At 69.1% G+C, this 19,759-nt stretch carries 20 protein-coding genes and 4 tRNA genes; 17 read left to right on the plus strand and 7 right to left on the minus strand.

All coding sequences use genetic code 11. From position 1 onward, the window contains the following. Nucleotides 1-81 precede the first annotated feature (81 nt). The 3 genes from FHW84_RS14905 to wrbA form a co-directional block, all read right to left on the minus strand. A complete protein-coding gene (locus FHW84_RS14905; RefSeq protein WP_167256756.1) occupies nt 82-1,722 on the minus strand; it encodes an acyl-CoA dehydrogenase family protein in 1,641 nt (546 codons plus the stop codon). Nucleotides 1,723-1,783: 61 nt separating this feature from the next. After that, on the minus strand, nt 1,784-2,134 hold the full coding sequence (locus FHW84_RS14910; protein ID WP_167256757.1) for a DUF2069 domain-containing protein: 351 nt from the start codon (nt 2,132-2,134) through the stop codon (nt 1,784-1,786). Continuing rightward, nucleotides 2,131-2,733 (minus strand): NAD(P)H:quinone oxidoreductase, encoded by a 603-nt coding sequence (wrbA, locus tag FHW84_RS14915; RefSeq protein WP_167256758.1) that lies wholly within the window; start codon nt 2,731-2,733, stop codon nt 2,131-2,133. The genes FHW84_RS14910 and wrbA overlap by 4 nt, the downstream gene beginning before the upstream one ends. A 107-nt stretch (nt 2,734-2,840) precedes the next feature. Here wrbA and FHW84_RS14920 point away from each other — a divergent pair, with 107 nt between their 5' ends. The 3 genes from FHW84_RS14920 to FHW84_RS14930 are packed head-to-tail and all read left to right on the plus strand — an operon-like array spanning nt 2,841 to nt 4,859. Beyond that, nucleotides 2,841-4,103, plus strand: a complete 1,263-nt coding sequence (locus FHW84_RS14920; protein ID WP_167256759.1) for a YihY family inner membrane protein — start codon at nt 2,841-2,843, stop codon at nt 4,101-4,103. Next, nucleotides 4,100-4,588 (plus strand): TlpA disulfide reductase family protein, encoded by a 489-nt coding sequence (locus FHW84_RS14925; RefSeq protein WP_167256760.1) that lies wholly within the window; start codon nt 4,100-4,102, stop codon nt 4,586-4,588. The genes FHW84_RS14920 and FHW84_RS14925 overlap by 4 nt, the downstream gene beginning before the upstream one ends. Nucleotides 4,589-4,592: 4 nt before the next feature. After that, entirely contained in the window at nt 4,593-4,859 is a 267-nt protein-coding gene (locus tag FHW84_RS14930; protein WP_167256761.1) for an acylphosphatase, read from the plus strand. Nucleotides 4,860-4,872: 13 nt separating this feature from the next. On the opposite strand, the gene ppk2 is transcribed toward FHW84_RS14930, so the two are convergent. From ppk2 to hemA, 4 genes are all read right to left on the minus strand, one after another. Next, a complete protein-coding gene (ppk2, locus tag FHW84_RS14935; RefSeq protein ID WP_167256762.1) occupies nt 4,873-5,655 on the minus strand; it encodes a polyphosphate kinase 2 in 783 nt (260 codons plus the stop codon). A gap of 124 nt (nt 5,656-5,779) precedes the next feature. Next, on the minus strand, nt 5,780-7,882 hold the full coding sequence (locus tag FHW84_RS14940; RefSeq protein ID WP_167256763.1) for a tetratricopeptide repeat protein: 2,103 nt from the start codon (nt 7,880-7,882) through the stop codon (nt 5,780-5,782). Between the two features lie 64 nt (nt 7,883-7,946). Next, nucleotides 7,947-9,035 (minus strand): peptide chain release factor 1, encoded by a 1,089-nt coding sequence (gene prfA / locus FHW84_RS14945; RefSeq protein ID WP_167256764.1) that lies wholly within the window; start codon nt 9,033-9,035, stop codon nt 7,947-7,949. A 68-nt stretch (nt 9,036-9,103) separates the two neighbouring features. Continuing rightward, nucleotides 9,104-10,378, minus strand: a complete 1,275-nt coding sequence (gene hemA, locus FHW84_RS14950; protein WP_167256765.1) for a glutamyl-tRNA reductase — start codon at nt 10,376-10,378, stop codon at nt 9,104-9,106. A gap of 105 nt (nt 10,379-10,483) precedes the next feature. Here hemA and FHW84_RS14955 point away from each other — a divergent pair, with 105 nt between their 5' ends. From FHW84_RS14955 to FHW84_RS15020, 14 genes are all read left to right on the plus strand, one after another. Beyond that, a complete protein-coding gene (locus FHW84_RS14955; protein ID WP_343203606.1) occupies nt 10,484-12,220 on the plus strand; it encodes a tetratricopeptide repeat protein in 1,737 nt (578 codons plus the stop codon). Then, nucleotides 12,217-12,825, plus strand: a complete 609-nt coding sequence (lolB, locus tag FHW84_RS14960; protein WP_167256766.1) for a lipoprotein insertase outer membrane protein LolB — start codon at nt 12,217-12,219, stop codon at nt 12,823-12,825. Before FHW84_RS14955 ends, lolB begins: the two co-directional genes overlap by 4 nt. 59 nt (nt 12,826-12,884) lie before the next feature. Next, nucleotides 12,885-14,267 (plus strand): 4-(cytidine 5'-diphospho)-2-C-methyl-D-erythritol kinase, encoded by a 1,383-nt coding sequence (gene ispE, locus FHW84_RS14965; protein WP_167256767.1) that lies wholly within the window; start codon nt 12,885-12,887, stop codon nt 14,265-14,267. Between the two features lie 57 nt (nt 14,268-14,324). Further along, nucleotides 14,325-14,401 (plus strand) — tRNA-Gln (locus tag FHW84_RS14970). A gap of 57 nt (nt 14,402-14,458) precedes the next feature. After that, nucleotides 14,459-15,397: a ribose-phosphate diphosphokinase gene (locus FHW84_RS14975; protein ID WP_167256788.1), complete on the plus strand. Its 939-nt coding sequence runs from the start codon at nt 14,459-14,461 to the stop codon at nt 15,395-15,397. Nucleotides 15,398-15,569: 172 nt separating this feature from the next. After that, on the plus strand, nt 15,570-16,223 hold the full coding sequence (locus tag FHW84_RS14980; protein WP_167256768.1) for a 50S ribosomal protein L25/general stress protein Ctc: 654 nt from the start codon (nt 15,570-15,572) through the stop codon (nt 16,221-16,223). 60 nt (nt 16,224-16,283) lie between these two features. Then, the gene (pth, locus tag FHW84_RS14985) at nt 16,284-16,889 is read left to right on the plus strand and encodes an aminoacyl-tRNA hydrolase (protein WP_167256769.1); all 606 of its coding nucleotides are present in this window, start codon (nt 16,284-16,286) and stop codon (nt 16,887-16,889) included. Between the two features lie 64 nt (nt 16,890-16,953). Beyond that, the gene (gene ychF / locus FHW84_RS14990) at nt 16,954-18,045 is read left to right on the plus strand and encodes a redox-regulated ATPase YchF (protein ID WP_167256770.1); all 1,092 of its coding nucleotides are present in this window, start codon (nt 16,954-16,956) and stop codon (nt 18,043-18,045) included. 105 nt (nt 18,046-18,150) lie between these two features. Beyond that, nucleotides 18,151-18,660: a GNAT family N-acetyltransferase gene (locus FHW84_RS14995; protein WP_167256771.1), complete on the plus strand. Its 510-nt coding sequence runs from the start codon at nt 18,151-18,153 to the stop codon at nt 18,658-18,660. A gap of 29 nt (nt 18,661-18,689) precedes the next feature. Then, complete coding sequence (locus FHW84_RS15000) at nt 18,690-19,178, plus strand: acyl-CoA thioesterase (protein WP_167256772.1); 489 nt, start codon at nt 18,690-18,692, stop codon at nt 19,176-19,178. A 106-nt stretch (nt 19,179-19,284) separates the two neighbouring features. Then, nucleotides 19,285-19,370, plus strand: a tRNA-Tyr gene (locus tag FHW84_RS15005). Between the two features lie 16 nt (nt 19,371-19,386). Next, a tRNA-Gly gene (locus tag FHW84_RS15010) sits at nt 19,387-19,460 on the plus strand. A 59-nt stretch (nt 19,461-19,519) separates the two neighbouring features. Further along, nucleotides 19,520-19,595 (plus strand) — tRNA-Thr (locus FHW84_RS15015). A 70-nt stretch (nt 19,596-19,665) separates the two neighbouring features. Beyond that, the coding region (locus FHW84_RS15020; RefSeq protein ID WP_005434227.1) for a GTP-binding protein at nt 19,666-19,759 on the plus strand (94 nt) is incomplete at its 3' end.

Here is a 19,759-nt window from a genome sequence, read left to right on the forward strand (position 1 = left end):
GGGGTGAGCCATAGGCGAACCCCAACGAGGCGAGGCGTTTGAACGTGGTCATGTTGGGGTTTGCCTGCGGCTCACCCTGGCCTACGCCAGCAGCGCGGTATCCGCCGCATCCAGCGTATCCAGCCGGTCCAGCCCGTGGCTGACGAAGCGCCGCAGCGCCGCCCCTGGCCGCAGGTCGCCGCGCTGGCGCTTGGCCCAGGTCGCCTGCCGCGCCAGCAGCGCCGCCGCCGCGCAGCGGGCCAGGGTCAAGGCCAGGCCGCGCGCGCCTGCTTCCAGCGCGTCGCGCTGCGCGCCGTGCGTGTCCAGCCAGCGCATGGCCGCGTCGAGCGTGTGCTGCACGGCGCTGGCGGCGTGCATGTCGTCGCTGTCGGCCAGCCAATGGGCGATGCATGCGCGCAGGGCCTCGGGCGACTTGCCGGCCAGCGCGCGCAGCGAGTCCAGCGATAGTACGTTCGTGGTGCCTTCCCAGATCGCATACACCTGCGCATCGCGCAGCAGCTGGGGCAGGCCGGTGTCCTCGATATAGCCGGCGCCGCCGAAGCACTCCAGCGCTTCCGAGCAGATGCTTATGGCCAGCTTGCCGGTCCACAGCTTGGCCAGCGGCGTGAGCAGGCGCAGCAGCGCGGCTTCGTCCGGCGTGGCGGCGCGGTGTTCGGCGCGGCCGAGCAGATGCGCCACTTCGAAGCCGAGCGCGAACGCGGCCTCGAATTCCGCCTGCATGCCGGCCAGCGTCTGCGCGTGCAGCGGCTGCTCGGCGAGGCTGCGGCCGAAGGCCTGGCGGCGGCGCGCGTAGTCGCGCGCCAGCTGCAGCGCGCGCGCCATGCTGGCCACCGCGCAGATCGCGTTCCAGCTGCGCGTGACGTTGAGCATCGGCGCCACCTGGCGCACGCCGTGTTCCAGTTCGCCTACCGGCCAGGCGGGCAGGCCGTCGAGATGGATCTCGGCGGTGGGCAGCTCGTGCGTGCCGAGCTTGTCCTTGAGGCGGTCGATGACCAGCTCGGGTTTGCGCTGGCCATCGTCCATGGTCTCCACATAGAACAGCGCCAGCGCACCCGCGCCGCTGCCGGCGCCTTCGGGGCGGGCCAGCGCCAGGGCGGCTTCGCCGACCACCGCGGAACTGAACCACTTGCGCCCGTACAGCCGCCACTGGCCGTCCGCATCGCGGCGCGCGACGGTTTCGGTGTTGCCCACGTCGGAGCCGCCGGCGTTCTCGGTCATCCACTGGCCGCTGAGCCAGAAGTTCGCCGGGTCGCGGCTGAGGAAATGCGGCAGCGCGCGTTCGATCAGCTGCGCATTGCCGGAAGCCTTCAGCGCGGTGGCGGCGCCGTCGGTCATCGCCAGCGGGCAGGTATAGAACTCGCTGGCCAGGTGATAGAGATAGACGCGGGCGAATTCCTCCACGCGCGCTTCCGGATGCGCTTCGTGGCCGGCGGCGAGCACCGCGTGGCGCGTGGTCAGCAGCGGGCCTTCCTGCCAGGCGGGCGTCAGCTCGATGCGGTCGACGCGGCGGCCCCAGGCGTCCCACTGCGTGAGCACCGGCTTGCGCCGCGTGGTGCTGCAGACGCGGCGCCAGGCCAGGCGCGCGTAGTCGCCTAGAGCGTCGAGGTCGGTTTCGATGGCGGCGCGGCGCTCCGCCGGCAGCACGCGGTCGAGCAGGTCGACCAGCAGGCGGTCGTCGCGGTACGGATGCGCCAGCTGCGGCGCTTCTTGCAGGAATCCCATGCGGCCCTCCCTGGGCTTGAGAATGCCCGCGGAGTATAGGCCGGCGCTTGTTCGGCCTTCGTCAGCGCGCCGGCCTGCGCTGCACACCCGCGCCCAGCGCGCCGATCAGCAGCAAGGTCAGCACGATCTCCACCAGCGCCAGCCAGCGCTCGCTCGACGAACTCCAGCCCTCGGCGATGCCGTGGCAGAAATAGAACAGCGCCAGGATGCCCACCCACAGCAGCGCGCGGCGCACGTCGCGGCGCAGCGCCAGCAAGGGCAGCAGCAGCGGCAGTACGGTGATCAGCAGCACCAGCCACACCGGCATCAGCTGCGCCGGAAACAACCAGCCGTGCCAGGCGAACTGCAGCAGCACCAGCGCGGCCCACGCGGCCAGGCCGATGCGGTACGCGCGCGGAACCGGCGCGCTCACGAGTTGCTGTCCGCCAGCCGGCGCGCCACGTCGGCCAGTCGCCGCCCCAGCGCACGCGCCAGTTCGCGCTCGTGTTCGCTGATGGCGTTGTCGCCCTGCGCGCCGGACACATGGCTGGCGCCGTACGGCGTGCCGCCGCTCTGCGTGGCGGTGAGCGCAGGCTCCGTATACGGCACGCCGACCAGCAACATGCCATGGTGCAGCAGCGGCAAAGCCATGCTCAGCAAGGTGGATTCCTGCCCGCCGTGCATGGTGCTGGTGGAGGTGAACACCGCGGCGGGCTTGCCGGCGAGCGCGCCGCTGGCCCATTCGGCGCCGGTGTTGTCGAGGAAGTACTTCAGCGGCGCGGCCATGTTGCCGAAGCGCGTGGGGCTGCCCAGCGCCAGGCCCGCGCATTCGAGCAGGTCCTGGCGGCTGGCGTAGGGCGCGCCTTCTTCCGGTTCCGGCGGCTGCGCGGTCTCGGTCACCGGCGCCACCGGCGGCACCTGGCGCAGGCGCGCCTGCAGGCCGGCTTCTTCCACGCCGCGCGCGACCAGCCGCGCCAGGCGCGCGGTATGGCCGCTGCGGCTGTAGTAGAGGACCAGGATGTCTCGGCTCATGCCTTGCGCCTTGGGTTGGGGCGTTCGCTGCGGATCGGTTAGTGTACCGTTCCGTTCCGCCCATGTAGCCGCCGCGCCCCTGGCGGCGGCAGCCGACGAGGACCCGCATGGCCTGGCGCATCGACCGCGACCGCACCACCAGCTTCAGCCGCTTCCTGTGGCAGCGCTTCATCGACGACAAGTGCTTCGAGACGGCCGGTGCGCTGTCCTACACCACCCTGGTATCGCTGGTGCCCCTGGTGGTGGCGGTGCTGGCGATGTTCTCGGCGTTTCCGGTATTCGCCGAATGGCGCAATACGCTGATCAATTTCGTCTTCAACATGGTGCCGGCCGCGGCCGAGACGGTGAAGAACGCGCTGCTGGCCTTCGCCGACAACGCCAGCAAGCTCACCGGCATCAGCGTGATCGTGATGCTGTTCAGCGCGGTGTCGATGATGGTGAGCATCGAGGACCGCCTCAACCGCATCTGGCGCGTGCACCGCCCGCGCGCCTGGGGCTCGCGCCTGCTGCTGTACTGGGCCGCGCTGACCCTGGGGCCGGTCCTGGTGGTGGGTGGACTGGCCGCAAGCTCGTATGTCACCGCGCTGCCGCTGATCAAGAGCGCGGCCAGCTTCAACTTCGGCACCTATCTGCTCAGCGCGCTGCCGTTCGTGGTGACCTTCGTGACGCTGTGGCTGCTCTACGTGGTGGTGCCGAACCGGCGCGTGTCGCTGAAGCACGCGGCGATCGGCGCGCTGCTCGGCGCGGTGCTGTTCGAGCTGGCGCGCTGGGGTTTCGCGCTGTTCGTGCATCACGCGCAGACTTACCAGCAGATCTACGGCGCGGCGCTGGCGGCGCTGCCGATCTTCCTGCTGTGGATCTATCTTTCGTGGATCATCGTGATCCTCGGCGCGTCGATCGCCGCGTCGATCTCGGCCTACGAATACCAGATACCGACCGAATGCCTGCCCGAGGGTTCGGAATTCCTCGGCCTGATGGTGGTGCTGCGGCATTTCGTCGATGCGCAGCGCAAGGGCTACAGCGTCGACCCGGCGATCGTGCGCCTGGAAGAACCGTACCTGCGCAGCGGTTCCATCGCCGCCTTCTTCGAAGACCTGCAGCGCGCCGACCTGGTCCAGCGCAGCGAATCCGGCGGCTGGCTGCTCAGCCGCAGCCTGGATGCCACCGACCTGCTGCGCGTTTACCAATATGCGGGTTATCGTCTGCCGCTGGACCCGGCCGGCGAGGCGCAATCGCTCGGCATCAAGTTGCCGGACGAGCTGCTCCAGCTGCTGTGTTCCACGGCCAAGCTGCTGCGCGAGAAGCTGGACGCCAAGCTCGATCAGGTTTTCCCCGCTACGCAAGAAACTTCGAAGGAAGTGGTCGCATGAATCGTTTCACCGCCATCGTCCTCGCCGCGGCCCTGGCCGCCGGCGTGCCCGCCGCGCAGGCCGCCATGCCGGCGCAGCCCACGCTGAAGATCAGCACGCTCGAGGGCAAGCCGTACGATCTCGCGCAGCAGCGCGGCAAGTACGTGATCGTCAATTACTGGGCCACCTGGTGCGTGCCCTGCATCAAGGAGATGCCGGACATCTCGCGCTTCGTCGCCACGCACAAGGACAAGGTCGCCGCCATCGGCCTGGCCTACGAGGACACCGACAAGGCCGATATCCAGGCCTTCCTGGCCAAGCATCCGGTCAGCTACCCGATCGCCCAGGTCACCCTGGACCAGCCGCCGAAGGATTTCGACGAACCGCGCGGCCTGCCCACCACCTGGCTGATCGGGCCGGACGGCAAGGTGGCCAAGCGCTTTGTCGGCCCGGTCACCGAAGCCTCGCTGGGCGAGGCGGTCGGCCTGCCGAAGGCGGGGAAATAAGGCCATGGCCGCGGCCTTGTTCCGGGTGAGCGGCAAGGTGCAGGGCGTCTGCTTCCGCGCCTGCACCCGCGAGCAGGCCCTGGTGCGCGGGCTGGCCGGCTATGCCAGGAACCTGCCGGACGGCGGCGTCGAGGTGCTGGCCTGCGGCAGCCCCGTCGCCATCGATGCGCTGGAGCAATGGCTGCGCAAGGGGCCGCCGGCGGCGCGGGTCGATGAGGTCGCGCGCAGCGAGTGGAACGGCGAAGAGCCGGAAGATTTCCGCACGGGCTGAGCGCCCGTGCGGCTTACTCGTCCGCGAAGGTATCCGGCACCCACTGCGCCTTGTCGGTGACGTGCTCGCGCCGCGGCTTGCCCTTGAGCTTGGGCAGCTTCACTTCCGGAATGCTGGTCTCCTTGCGCGGGATATGTTCCAGCAAGTGACGGATCAGGTTGACGCGGCCGCGCTTCTGGTCGTTGTAGTCGACCACGAACCACGGCGCGTACGGCCGGTTGGTGCGTTCGATCATCTGGTCGCGCAGGTGGCCCATTTCCGCGTACTTGTTGCGCGAGGCCAGGTCCACCGGCGAGAGCTTCCAGCGCTTGAGCGGGTCCTCGGCGCGTTCGGCGAAGCGTTCTTCCTGCTTCTTCTGGTCCACCGCCAGCCAGTACTTGATCAGGACGATGCCGTCGTCGGCCAGCAGCTTCTCGAAGTGCGGCACGGCGTGCAGGAAGTCCTCGCGCTGCTGCTCGGTGCAGAAGCCCATGGCCGGCTCCACCACCGCGCGGTTGTACCAGCTGCGGTCGAACAGCACGAGTTCGCCGGCGGCGGGCAGGTGTTCGACGTAGCGCTGGAAATACCACTGCGTCGACTCCGCCTCGCTGGGCTTGCCCAGTGCGGCGACGCGATAGCCGCGCGTATCCATCGACTCGGTGATGGCCTTGATGGTGCCGCCCTTGCCGGCCGCGTCGCGCCCTTCGAACAGCACCACCACGCGATGGCCGCTGCGCTTGAGCCAGCGGTGCAGGCCGGCCAGCTCCAGCTGCAGTTCCTCCATGGTTTTGCGGTAGCCCTTGTCCTTCTTGCTCATGTCGGTCTCCGGCAGTGCGGGGCGTAGATTGGGATGAGCCGCGGGCTGACCCCGATATGGCCAACTTCAAGAGTCTCGCACCGTTGGGGTTCGCCTGTGGCTCACCCCAACCTACAACGGGGCATCAAAGATCCAGGTCGGCCGGCGGACGCCCGATGCGATGGCGCGCGCCCATGGCCTGGATGGCGCGGCGCAGGTCGTTGGCGAAGCCGGCCGTATCGAACACCGGGCTGTCGGCACGCGCGTCCTGCAGATGGCGGCGCAAGGTGTCCAGCGCCTCGCGGTCCTTGCCCAGGTGCACGGCCATGGAGACGAACGAGTCCTCGTCGTCGGCCACCAGCTCGGGCAGGCCGGCATGGAACAGCAGGCTGGCGCCCTGGCGGCCGGCCAGGGTGCGGCCGATCCAGGTGAGTACCGGACAACCGGCCCACAGCGCGTCGGCCGCGGTGGACTGCGCATTGCAGGGCAGGGTGTCCAGGAACAGGTCGGCATGCGCCAGCCGCGCCAGGTGCTCGGCATGCGGCAGGCGCGGCATGAAGACCAGGCGGTCCGGATCCACCTCCATCAGGCCGGCGGCCTGGCGCAGGCGCTGGTCGGTGCCGTCGTTGCCGGAATACAGCCACAGCACGCTGTCCGGCACCTGCTGCAGGATCAGCATGAAGCGCGCGAAGCTGGCGGGGTTGAGCTTGTGGTGGCCATTGAAGCTGGCGAACACGGTGCCGCTTTCGGGCAGGCCGCAGTCGGCGCGCGAAGGCGGCGCGGCAATCGGCGTGCGGTCGTCGAACGGCAGCGCGCAGCGCGACAGCCGCACGATCTTCTCGCTGAAGCCTTCGCGCAGCGGTGCGGGCAGGGCCACGGCGTCGGTCAGCAGGTAATCGGTCCAGGCCGCGCCGGCGGTGGCCGGATAGGCCAGCCAGTTCACCTGCACCGGCGCGGGGCGGAATTCGAACAGGTCGCTGTTGGCGCCGCCGCCGTAGCTGCGCAGGTCGAACAGCACCTCGATGCCGGCGGCGTGCACGCGGCGCGCCACTTCCATCGGGGCCAGGCCGGTGACGTCGTGCACGGTGGTGCTTGCGGCCAGGCGCTGGCGGATCGGGCCGCCATCGTCGGGCACCAAGCAGAACACGTGGACCTGGAGCCGTTCGTCGCCGAGTTTTTCCAGCACGCCGGTAAGCAGCTGGCCGATCGGCCGCTCGCCGAAGCCGTTGGAGACGAAGCCCACGCGCAGCGGGTCGATGGCGGTGCGCTGCGCGGGTTCGAAGGCGAGCACATTGCGCCACGGCGCGGCGATCTTTTCCACGCCTGCGGCAAAGGTCGCGGCGCAGCGGCGCTGTTCGGCGGCGCTGGCCTCCTCGGCGAGAAACGCGAACGGCATGACGCCGTCGCGGCCTTCGGCCACCGCGCGATGCAGGCGTTCGCTCAGTTCATCGAGACCGCGCCAGTCGCACAGGCGGCGCTTGGCGAAGACCAGCATGGCGAGCGCGGCGCCGGCGGCGGCGTCCAGGCGCAGCGCGCGCTCGAACGCTTCGGCGGCGGCGGGCAGGTTGCCGGCGTCGTCCAGCAGCAGGCCGGCGTGGAACGGGTAGAGCGCTTGTTCCGGCGCGCAGCGTTCGGCCTGCAGCCAGGCCTCGGCCGCTTCGTCGACGCGGCCCATGGCGTGCAGCACGCGGGCGCGCATGGCGTAGGCGCCGTCGTAGTCGGGCGCCAGCTGCAGGCCTTCGTCGGTGTGCTGCGCAGCCTGGTCGAGATTGCCCAGTTCCAGTTCGGCCGCGGCGAGATTGAGCCGCAGCCCGGCATGCTGGGGCGCGCCGTGCGTGGCCATGGCGTAGGACTCGCGCGCCTGCGCGTAGCGCCCCACCGCCATCAGCGCATTGCCCAGCGCCAGCAGGATGGCGGCGTGGCCGGGCTGCTTGCGCAGCGCGGCGCGCAGGCGCGCGATGGCGCCTTCGGCATCGCCCTGCTCCAGCTCCACGCCGGCCAGGTTGCATTGCACTTCGACGCTGTCCGGCGCCAGTTCCGCCGCGGCTTCCAGCGCGGCGCGCGCCTCGTCGGCGCGGCCCAGCTGGAGCAGGGCCAGGCCATGCAGGCGGGCGAGCTCGACGTCCTGCGGCGATGCCGCGCGCGCGCGCGCCGCCAGCGCCTCGGCGCCGGCCGCGTCAGCGCGGTCGAGCAGACGGGCCAGCTGGTGATGGAGGGCGAGGAGTTCGGATCGTGAAGCCTGCTTCATCCGCGCACGCTAACCCACGCTGCGGGCACTGCCAATCGCCGGGTGCGTGACACCGTAAGCAGGCTCAGGCCAAGGCCTTGAGCTGGTCCGCCTGGTGCTCGCGCAGCAGCGCCGCGACCAGTTCGTCCAGGTCGCCCTGCATGATCTCGGGCAGGCGGTACAGGTCCAGGCCGATGCGGTGGTCGGTGACCAGGTTGTCCTTGTAGCGGTAGGTGCGGATGCGCTGGCTGCGGTCGCCGCTGCCCACCTGCAGGCGGCGCGACTCGGCTTGCTCGGCGGTCTGCTTGGACTGCGCCTCGTCGAGCAGGCGTGCCTTGAGCAGGCTCATCGCGCGGGCGCGGTTCTTGTGCTGGCTGCGCTCGTCCTGGCACTCGACCACGATGCCGCTGGGCAGGTGGGTGATGCGGATGGCCGAGTCGGTCTTGTTGACGTGCTGGCCGCCGGCGCCGGAGGCGCGGAAGGTGTCCACTTTCAGGTCGGCCGGCGCGATCTGGATCTCTTCGATGCCGTCCAGCTCCGGCAGTACCGCCACGGTGGCGGTGGAGGTGTGCACGCGGCCCTGCGCTTCGGTGGCCGGCACGCGCTTCACGCAGTGCACGCCGGATTCGAACTTGAGCCGCGAGTACACGCCCACGCCGTTGACGATCGGGCCTTCCACGCGCGCCACGATCTCCTTGTAGCCGCCATGCTCGCCGGCATGCTCGCTCAGGATCTCCACGCGCCAGCCCTGGCGCTCGGCGTAGCGCGCGTACATGCGGAACACGTCGCCGGCGAAGATCGCCGCCTCGTCGCCGCCCGCGCCGGCGCGCACTTCCAGGAACAGGTTGGCGTCGTCGCGCGGGTCTTTCGGCAGCAGCAGGATCTGCAGTTCGGCGTCGAGTTCGGCCAGGCGCGTTTCCAGGCGAGCGACGTCGTCGGCCGCCAGTTCGCGCATGTCCGGATCGGCCAGCATGGCGCGCGATTCGTCCAGTTCGCGCTGCGCCTGCTCGTGCTCGCGCAGCGCGCCGACCACCGGTTCCAGCTGCGCGTATTCGCGCGACAGATCGCGGAAGCGGCCGCCATCGGCGAGCACGTCCGGCTGCGCGAGCAGCAGGCCGACTTCTTCGTGGCGTTCGGCGAGGGATTCGAGTTTGCGGCGGATCGAAGGAGTCATGGGCGGGCGCGGAGGAGGGAAGGGACGCGGCCGGTACGGCCAGGAAGCAGCGGCGTTGGACAGGCCCGCTAGCCTTCGGCGTCCGGTTCCTTCTCGTCCAGCCCGTAGAGGCGCCCGGCCGCGTGCAGCAGGTCCATGTCGCCGGCCAGCGCGGCTTCGCGCAGGCGGGCGCTGGGATGGTGCAGCAGCTTGTTGGTGAGGGTGTTGGCGAGGAAGGCCAGCGCCTCGTCCGGCGACCTGCCGCGGGCGAGCATGGCGCGCGCCTTCTCCAGCACTTCGTCGCGGTGCGCCTCGGCGTGCTGGCGCATGTCCACCGCCGGATTGCGCAGCGTGAGCGCGCGGCGCCAGGCCATGTAGCGGTCGACCTGCAGGTCGATGATGGCGTCCGCCTCGCGGGCCGCGGCCTCGCGCGAGCGGCGGTTGTCGTCGATCACCTGGCGCAGGTCGTCGATGCCGTAGAGGAACACGTCTTCCAGTTCGCCCACCGCCGGCTCGATGTCGCGCGGCACGGCGATGTCCACCATGAACATCGGCTTGCGCCGGCGCGCGCCGATGGCTTTCTCCACCATCGGCCGCGTCACGATCGGCAGCCGCGCGGCGGTGGAGGAAATCACGATGTCGGCTTCGGCCAGGTGCTGCGGCAGGTCGTGCAGGCCGATGGCGTAGCCGCCGTGGCGGCTGGCCAGTTCCTGCGCGTTTTCCAGCGTGCGGTTGGCCACGATCAGGCGCCGCACTTTCTTGTCGGCCAGATGCCGCGCGGCCAGCTCGATGGTGTCGCCGGCGCCGATCAGCAGCACGCAGGCCTGTTTCAGGTCGGTGAACACCTGCTCGGCCAGGCGCACCGCGGTGAAGGCCACCGACACGGTATGCGCGCCGATGCGGGTGTCCGTGCGCACGCGCTTGGCCACGGCGAAGGTGTGCTGCAGCAGGCGGTCCATCGGCGCGCGCAGGGTCTGCGCGTCGCGCGCCACCTGGTAGGCGTCCTTCACCTGGCCGAGGATCTGCGGCTCGCCCAGCACCATCGAGTCCAGGCCGGTGGCCACGCGGAACATGTGGCGGACGGCGTCGTCCTCGTCGTGGCGGTAGAGGAACTCGTCGAGCTTGCCGGGAGTCAGCTGATGGTGCCGGCTCAGCCATGCCTCCGGCACCGCCTCGGCGCCCGCGGCGACGCTGACGTAGAGCTCGGTGCGGTTGCAGGTGGACAGGATCATCGCCTCTTCCACGCCGGGCTGGCTGGTCAGCTCCTGCAACGCGGCGCCGGCGTTCGACTCGTCGAACGCCACTTGCTCGCGCAGCTGGACCGGCGCGGTGAGGTGATTGAGCCCGAGGGCGATCAGCGGCATGGTGAGGATCGTTTGGGAGCGGCAGGCATCCGCGGCGTAAACTAGGCCGCGATACTGGCCGTTCCCGGGGAGCGGCGGCTATATGACGGATGAACGGAGAATAGTGTGCTGAGCAGGTGGGCCAAGTTCAAGCAACTGCGGCATTTTGCGATCGGCGCCATCGGCCTGGCCGTATTGGCCGGATGCGCCACGGTACCGGGCCAGCAGGCCGCCAAGCCGGCGTCCGCGCAGCCGCTGGATCACCTGGCGGTGGTCACTCCCGATGAAGACCACGACCTCACCGCCCAGCTGCTGGCCGGCGAGATGGCGATCGTCCGCACCGACCTCAAGTCCGCTGCCGCGGCCTACGCCAAGGCCATGGGGCTGAGCAACGACCCGCGCGTGGCCCAGCAGGCGACCGAGCTGGCCACGGCCATCCACGATCCCGTGCTGGCCGGACGTGCCATCGAGCGCTGGCAGCAGCTGGGCGCCAAGCCGGGCGACCTGGCCACGGTCCGCGCCCAGCTGGCGCTGGACCGGGGCGACACCGGCGAAGCGCAGAAGCAGCTGGACGCGCTGATCTCCAGCGGCGATCCGGACGCCTGGCGCCAGTTCGGCCGCGTGCTGCTCGGCAGCCGCGATACCGCCGTTTCCGCCCGCCTGCTGGAAGCCCTGGCCACCCCGAAACGCCTGCCGTCCGACCCGCAGGCCTGGCTGGCCATGAGCGAGCTGGGCGACAAGCTCGGCCGCCACGCCTACGCGCAGCAGTTGGTCGACGCCGCGATCAAGCGCTTCAACAGCGCCGAGACCTACGCCTGGGCCGCCCAGCTGAAGTACCGCAACGGCGACCGCGCCGGCGCGCAGGCCATGTTCCAGAAGGCGCTGGGCCGCGAGCCTAAGAACGCCGGCCTGCGCATGGCCTACGCCACCCTGCTGGGCCAGGCCGGCGACTATGCCGGGGCGACCAAGGTGCTCGACAACGGTCCGCAGAACACCGAGACCTACGCCCTGCGCGCCACCCTGGCCGCGCGCGCCAACGACAGCAAGGCGATCGCCCGCATCTACGCCCAGCTGCAGCGCGCGCCGCGCGACGTGCGCGACAGCAACAACTTCCTGCTCGGCACCCTGGCCGAAATGCTGGACAAGAACGAGGAAGCGCTGGACTGGTACAACCAGGTGCCGGACGAGGACGACCACGCCTTCGAAGCCGACCTGCGCAGCGCCATCCTGCTGCACAAGATGGGCCGGGCTTCGGAATCCCACGAGCTGCTGACCCAGATGCAGACCGACTACCTCGACCAGCCGGCCCAGCTGCGCCGCGCCTACGAGGCCGACGCCAGCCTGTACATGGCCGACCAGAAGTTCGCCCAGGCCGAGGCGGCGTTCAGCCGCGCGCTGCAGGTGGTGCCGGACGATCCGGAGCTGCTCTACGGCCGCGGCCTGGCCTATGCCGAGACCGGCGACACGGACAAGGCGGTGGCCGATTTCCGCCGCCTGCTGCAGCTCAAGCCGGACGACATCGACGCCACCAATGCACTGGGCTACACCCTGGCCGACGCCAACCGCGACCTGCCGGAAGCCGAGCAGCTGATCCAGACCGCGCGCAGCGCCAAGCCGAACGACCCGGCCATCGCCGACTCCTGGGGCTGGCTGCAGTACCGGCTGGGCCACCTGGACCAGGCCGAGCAGACCCTGCGCACCGCCTGGCAGGCGCGCAAGGACGCCGACGTCGGCGTGCACCTGGGCGAGGTGCTGTGGAAGCAGGGGCGCCAGGCCGACGCGCGCCGCGTGTTCGACGAAGTGCGCCGCATCGATCCGCACAGCAGCACCCTCCACGACACGCTCAAGCGACTGAATCCATGAGGACTTTTCTGCGTATCGCGGCGGCGGCCCTGCCGCTGCTGCTCGCCGCCTGCGTGTCCGCGCCGGCCGTGCGCATGAAGGGCGATGCCGCCCTGCTCAACGAGCAGGAAGCGCGCGAGCACGCCCTGGCCGGCACCGATCATTGGGTGCTGCAGGGCAAGCTGGGCATTTCCGACGGCAAGGACGGCGGCAGCGGCAGCTTGAGCTGGTCGCAGGACGGCGAGCGCTACGAATTCACCGTGCGCTCTCCGGTGGTCGGCAAGAGCTTCCGCCTCAGCGGCGGCCCCGACGGTGCCCTGCTGGAAGGCGTGGACGGCGGCCCGATCCGCGGGCCGGACGCCGAATCGCTGATGCTCAAGGCGCTGGGCTGGGACGTGCCGCTGCGCGAACTGCGCGCCTGGGTGCTCGGCCTGCGCGCCGACGGCGGCCCGGCGGAACTGAGCTTCGGCACCGACCGCCTGCCGTCCCTGCTGCAGCAGGACGGCTGGAATGTCGACTACCGCGAATGGGACGCCACCCGGCAGCCGCCGGTGCCGAAGAAGGTATTCGCGGAAAAGCCGCCGTACCGGGTGCGCCTGTCGATCGACTCCTGGACGTTTCAGTAAGACCGCTCCGCGGTTAGGCTTGGCGCCCCCGCGGCCGGGCGCCGTCAGCCGGAATCGACATGAGCTATAGCATCCAGCGCGCGCTGCCGGAGCAGGTGGAGGCGCTGTGCGCCATCGAACGCGAGGCCATGGAACTGTTCCGCGGCCATCGCGCCTGGCGCTTCTACGCGCCGGTGGTGATGCCGCCCGACCTGCTGCGGCTGGCGATCGAGCGTGGCCTGGTATGGGTTGCGCTGAGCGACGCGAGCGGCGAGCCGGTGGGCTTTGTCTGGCTGGACACCGAGGACGAGGCCGGCATCGGCCTGGCCGAGATCGACGTGCTGCCGGGCTGGGGCGGCCAGGGCATCGGCGCGGCGCTGCTGGAGCACGCCTGCGCCTGGGCCCGCGCCGCCGGCTATCGGCGGATCACCCTGGGCACCCTGGCCGACGTGCCGTGGAATGCGCCGTTCTATGCCAGGCATGGCTTTGTCGAGGTCGACAAGCGCGATCCGGCCTTTGCCTTCGCGCGCGAGCGCGACTTGGAGAACGGTTTCCCCGACGACCTGCGCGTGTTCATGAGCCGTACCTTCGAGGCGCCGGGGGCGGAGGATTGGACGGTCTGGCCGGCGCCGGCCAAGCTGAACCTGTTCCTGCGCATCACCGGGCGGCGTCCCGACAGCTACCACGAGCTGCAGACAGTGTTCCGGCTGCTGGACTGGGGCGACGAGATCCGCCTGCGCCCCCGCCGCGACGGCCTGGTGCGGCGCCTCACGGACGTCCCCGGGGTGCCGGAAGAACAGGACCTGGCGGTCCGCGCCGCCCGCCTGCTGCAGCCGCATGCGCCGGCCGGTGCCGGGGTGGATATCGAGCTGGAGAAGCGCATCCCGATGGGCGGCGGCCTGGGCGGCGGCAGTTCGGATGCGGCGACGGTGCTGGTCGCGCTCAACCATCTCTGGGGCACCGGCCTGACCGAGGACGCGCTGGCCGAACTGGGCCGCCAGCTCGGCGCCGACGTGCCGGTCTTCGTGCGCGGACGTTCGGCCTGGGCCGAGGGGGTGGGCGACCGGCTGCAGCCGATCGCGCTGCCGCAGCGCTGGTACGTGGTGGTCGATCCGCACGAACACGTGCCCACCGGCGAGCTTTTTCAAGCGTCTGAATTGACACGAAATGCTCAGCCAGCCACAATTTCATCCTTTGCTTCGGGCGAAACAGCCGAGAACGCCTTCGAGCCGGTCGTACGCGCGCGCCACCCCCGGGTGGCTGCGGCGCTGGGCTGGCTGAACAAGTTCGGCTGGGCAAGGCTTTCCGGCAGCGGCGGTTGCATCTTCATCGAGACCAAGTCGCAGGAACGGGCGGAATTCGTCGCCGGTCAGTGCCCGCCTTCATGCTCGGCCCATGTGGCCTTCGGCGTGGAGCGCTCCCCGTTGCTGGAAGCTCTGGCGCGCCATCGCGGCGCCGCCTGAGCCGCAAGAGACAGGTCCCGGCCCGCCGCGAGGCGGGGCCGGGACAAAAAAATTCACTGGGGCGTCGCCAAGCTGGTTAAGGCACGGGATTTTGATTCCCGCATGCGCAGGTTCGAATCCTGCCGCCCCAGCCACTTCGAAACCGAGATGGCCAAAGGCTCACTGCAATGACCGTGGACACGTCCACCCCGATGCTCTTCACCGGCAACGCGCACCGCGCCCTCGCCGAGGATGTCGCCACGCGTCTGGGCGTGCCGCTGGGCAAGGCGCTGGTCGGCCGCTTCAGCGACGGCGAGACGCAGATCGAGATCGAAGAGAACGTCCGCCGGCAGGAAGTGTTCGTGATCCAGCCGACGGGCGCGCCCAGCGCGGAGAACCTGTTCGAGCTGCTGACCCTGGTGGACGCGCTCAAGCGCGCCTCGGCGGCCAGCGTGACCGCGGTGATGCCGTACTTCGGCTACGCCCGCCAGGACCGCCGCCCGCGTTCGGCGCGCGTGCCGATCACCGCCAAGATGGTGGCCAAGATGATCGGCACCGTCGGCGTCGACCGCGTGCTCACGGTGGACCTGCACGCGGACCAGATCCAGGGCTTCTTCGACATCCCGGTGGACAACGTCTACGCCTCGCCGCTGCTGCTGGCGGACATCTGGCGCAACCACTCGATGGACAACCTGATCGTGGTCAGCCCGGACGTCGGCGGCGTGGTGCGCGCCCGCGCCCTGGCCAAGCGCCTGGACGACGCGGACCTGGCCATCATCGACAAGCGCCGCCCGAAGGCGAACGTGGCCACGGTGATGAACATCATCGGCGACGTGGACGGCAAGACCTGCGTGCTGGTCGACGACATCGTCGACACCGCCGGCACCCTGTGCGCGGCTGCTGCGGCTCTGAAGGAGCGCGGCGCCCGCAAGGTGGTGGCGTACTGCGTGCACCCGGTGCTGTCCGGTGCGGCGATCAGCAATGTGGAGAACTCCCAGCTCGACCAGCTGGTGGTGACCAACACCTTGCCGCTGCGCCCGGAAGCCCAGGCCTGCGCCAAGATCCGCCAGCTTTCGGTGGCCGAGCTGCTGGCGGAGACCATCCGCCGCATCGCGTTCGGCGAATCGGTCAGCTCGCTCTACGTGGATTGATTGGGGCGGGAATCGGGAATAGGGAATAGGGAATCGGAAAAAGCCGAAGCGCAACCTCGATTCCCTATTCCCTATTCCCTAATTTACTCAAAAAAAACCGACTCCCTTGGTCGCGAGGGAGTCACTCAAACCGCCGCGAGGCGGATCACAACCTGAAGTAGGAATCGCCAACATGGCACAGATTCATGAAATCAAGGCCGAGAGCCGCAAGGACGAGGGGAAAGGTGCGAGCCGCCGCCTGCGTCGTGCGGACTTCGTGCCGGCCGTCGTCTACGGTGCGGGCCAGCCCCCGCAGAGCATCCAGATCTTCCACAACACCATCCTGCTTGCCGCCAAGCATGAGTGGTTCTTCTCCTCGGTGCTCGACCTGAACGTCGACGGCAAAGTGCAGAAGGTGCTGGTGCGCGACTGGCAGAAGCATCCGTTCAAGCAGCAGATGCTGCACATGGACTTCCTGCGCATCAATGAGAACGAAGCCGTTCGCGTCAACGTGCCGCTGCACTTCCTTAACCAGGAAAAGTCCCCGGCCGGCAAGACCTCCGGCGTGGTGATCTCGCACAACCTGACCGAAGTGGAAGTCTCCTGCCTGCCGAAGGACCTGCCGGAGTTCATCGAACTCGACCTGGCCAGCCTGAAGCCGGGCGAGATCGTCCACCTGTCGCAGCTGTCGCTGCCGAAGGGCGTGGAAATCCCGGCCCTGCACCTGGGCGCCGATCACGACATCGCCGTGGTCACCGCCAACACGGTGAAGGAAGAAGTCGAAGAGGCTCCGGCCGAAGGCGAGGCCGCTCCGGCCGCCGACGCCGGCAAGGACGCCAAGAAGTAAGTCGCACGGCGATCCGCGCCTTTCCGGCGCGGGTCGCCGCCGCGTGCTTGCCGGCTATCCATGGCGGGTCTGCGCCTCGTTGTCGGGCTGGGTAATCCCGGTGCCGAATATCTCCGAACCCGGCATAACGCCGGGTTCTGGTTTGTTGACGCCCTCGCGGCGGGGCAGGGCGAGCGCTGGGGCTTCGACGGCAAGCTGCATGGCGAAACCTGCAAGGTGCGCATCGGCGGCGAGCCGGTGTGGCTGCTCAAGCCCGCCACCTTCATGAACAAGAGCGGCCTCGCCGTCACGGCGGCGCTGCGCTACTACAAGATCGAACCGGCCGAATGCCTGGTCGCCCATGACGAACTGGACCTGGACGCCGGCACCGTGCGCCTGAAGTTCGACGGCGGCCACGGCGGCCAGAACGGCCTGCGCGACACCATCGCCCACCTCGGCCACGCCAGGTTCCATCGCCTGCGCATCGGCATCGGCCATCCCGGGCACCGGGACCAGGTCACGCCGTGGGTGCTGGGCCGCCCCTCCGCCAAGGACGAGGACGCCATCCTGGATGGCATCGCGCGCGCGCTCAACGTGCTGCCGCTGGCGGTCGACGGGCAGTTCGACAAGGCGATGCAGCAGCTGCATACACCTGGGAATAGGGAATCGGGAATAGGGAATCGCTAAAGCGTTTCGCCTCTTGCTGGTTTTACTATTCCCTATTCTCCACTCCCTATTCCCGGATCCATCCATGGGCATCAAATGCGGCATCGTCGGCCTGCCTAACGTCGGCAAGTCCACCCTGTTCAACGCGCTGACCAAGGCCGGCATCGCCGCCGCCAACTTCCCGTTCTGCACGATCGAGCCGAACGTCGGCGTGGTGCCGGTGCCGGATGCGCGCCTGCAGGCGCTGTCGGACATCGTCAATCCGCAGAAGGTGATTCCCACCGCGGTCGAATTCGTCGACATCGCGGGCCTGGTCGCCGGCGCCTCCAAGGGCGAGGGCCTGGGCAACAAGTTCCTGGCGCATATCCGCGAGGTGGATGCGATCGCCCACGTGGTGCGCTGTTTCGAGCACACCGACATCATCCACGTGGCCGGCAAGGTCGACCCGATCGCCGACATCGAAACCATCGACACCGAGCTGGCCCTGGCCGACCTCGATTCGGTGGAGAAAGCGCTGAACCGCGCCGAGCGCGCGGCCAAGGCCAACGACAAGGAGGCCCTGGCCAGGAAGCCGGTGCTGCAGAAGCTCGCCGCCGGCCTCAACGAAGGCAGGAGCGCGCGCAGCCTGGGCCTGGACGAGGATGAAAAGGCGCTGGTGCGCGACCTGTTCCTGCTCACCTTGAAGCCGCTGATGTACATCGCCAACGTGCGCGAGGACGGCTTCGATAACAATCCGCACCTCGATGCCGTGCGCGCCCGCGCCGTGCAGGAAGGTGCCGAAGTGGTGCCGGTATGCGCCGCCATCGAAGAGGAGCTCTCGCAGCTCGACGACGCCGACCGCGACGAATTCCTCAAGGACCTGGGCCTGGAAGAGCCGGGCCTGAACCGCGTGATCCGCGCCGGCTACACCCTGCTCAAGCTGCAGACCTATTTCACCGCCGGCGTAAAGGAGGTGCGCGCCTGGACGATCAAGCGCGGCTTCACCGCGCCGCAGGCGGCGGGCGTGATCCACACCGATTTCGAGCGCGGCTTCATCCGTGCCGAGACGGTGTCGTACGACGACTTCATCCAGTTCAAGGGTGAGGCCGGCGCCGCCGCGGCGGGCCGCCTGCGCAAGGAAGGCAAGGACTACGTGGTGAAGGACGGCGACGTGCTGCACTTCCTGTTCAACGTCTGACCGGCATCGCCCGCAAGAGCAGCGGCGGCACCTCGCGGTGTCCGCCGCTTTTTTGTTTCCGGCGCCGGCGCTGCCAGACTGTGCGGGGTGTTCTGGGAGAGCGGCATGTCCGGCGAAGTCCATCCATTGCGCCTGCGCCTGGGGCGCCCCGGCGACGCCCGCGCGATCGGCCTGCTGGTGCGCCGGGTGGCGCGCCGCTGGGTGGTGCCGGACCAGCCGGAGGCGGTAGGGCGGGCAATGCTGGCGCGCTTCAGCGCCCGCGGTTTCCGCGAGCGGATGCTGGCGGGGCAGCGCTTCCACCTGGCCTTCCTGGGGCCGGTGCTGGTCGGTGTATCGGGCATGCGCGACGACAGCCACCTGGTGCAGCTCTTCGTCGGCACGCGCTACCACGGCCGCGGCATCGCCCGGAAGCTGTGGCAGCGGACCATGGACGACGCCATCCGCCGCGCCGGCACCCGCCGCTTCACCCTCAATGCCTCGCGCTGCGCGGTGCCGGTCTACCTGCATCTGGGCTTCGTGCCGACCGGGCCGGAAGGGCGTTCGCCCAAGGGCGTGGTCAGCACGCCCATGGCGCTCGTTCTGAGCCGCGCCGGGGCGCGCAAGCCGGCGGCATAATAGGCGTCCTTTCACCAGCCGGAGCCTCCATGTCGGGCACGCAGCACGAAGTCAGTTTCCGTTTCCTGGCCCAGCCGACCGACGTGAATTTCGGCGGCAAGGTGCACGGCGGCATGGCGATGAAGTGGATCGACCAGGCCGGCTATGCCTGCGCGGTGGCCTGGAGCGGGGCGTATTGCGTCACCGCGTCGGTGAGCGGCATCCAGTTCGTGGCGCCGATCCTGATCGGCGACCTGGTGACCGTGCGCGCACGCCTGATCCACACCGGCCGCTCCAGCATGCACATGGCGGTGGACGTCCTGGCGCGCGACCTGCGCAAGGACGAGCACCGCCTGGCGACCAGCTGCGTGATGGTGTTCGTCGCGCTCGACAGCCCCGAGGGCAAGCCCACGCCGGTGCCGGTGTGGGAGCCGCGCGACGAGGCGGAGCGGCAGCTGCAGGCGCAGGCGAAACGCCTGATGGATCTGTCCAAGGAGATGGAGCAGCTGATCGACGCGAAGGCGCATTCGGACGTCTGAGCGCGGCGCTGCGCGAGGCTTGATTCGCCGGCCCCGCACACGTATTTTTTGCGTGCTCGGGTGTTGACAGAACCAGGCTCGATCCACACAATAGCCGTTCTTTGTTGGAGGAATACCCAAGCGGCCAACGGGGGCAGACTGTAAATCTGCTGGCTTACGCCTTCGGTGGTTCGAATCCACCTTCCTCCACCAGACGAGTTCCGCGCAGGCGGGAGTAGTTCAACGGTAGAACCTCAGCCTTCCAAGCTGATGGTGCGGGTTCGATTCCCGTCTCCCGCTCCATTGATCCTGCTCCAAAGATTGGAACCTGCTCGTAGAGAACCTGGTCTGGCAGTTTTCGTGCTCATGTAGCTCAGTCGGTAGAGCACTTCCTTGGTAAGGAAGAGGTCGCTGGTTCGATTCCAGTCATGAGCACCACTTAGTTGGTCTTCGCGGTTATCGCTCTCCACTTTTTTTCGTTATCTGACTCCATCGGGGTTTAGCGCGCATGGCAAAGGGTAAGTTCGAACGCACCAAGCCGCACGTCAACGTCGGCACGATCGGTCACGTGGACCACGGCAAGACGACGCTGACGGCGGCGC

The sequence above is a fragment of the Dyella sp. SG562 genome (assembly GCF_011759495.1).
Taxonomy (GTDB): Bacteria; Pseudomonadota; Gammaproteobacteria; order Xanthomonadales; family Rhodanobacteraceae; genus Dyella_D; species Dyella_D marensis.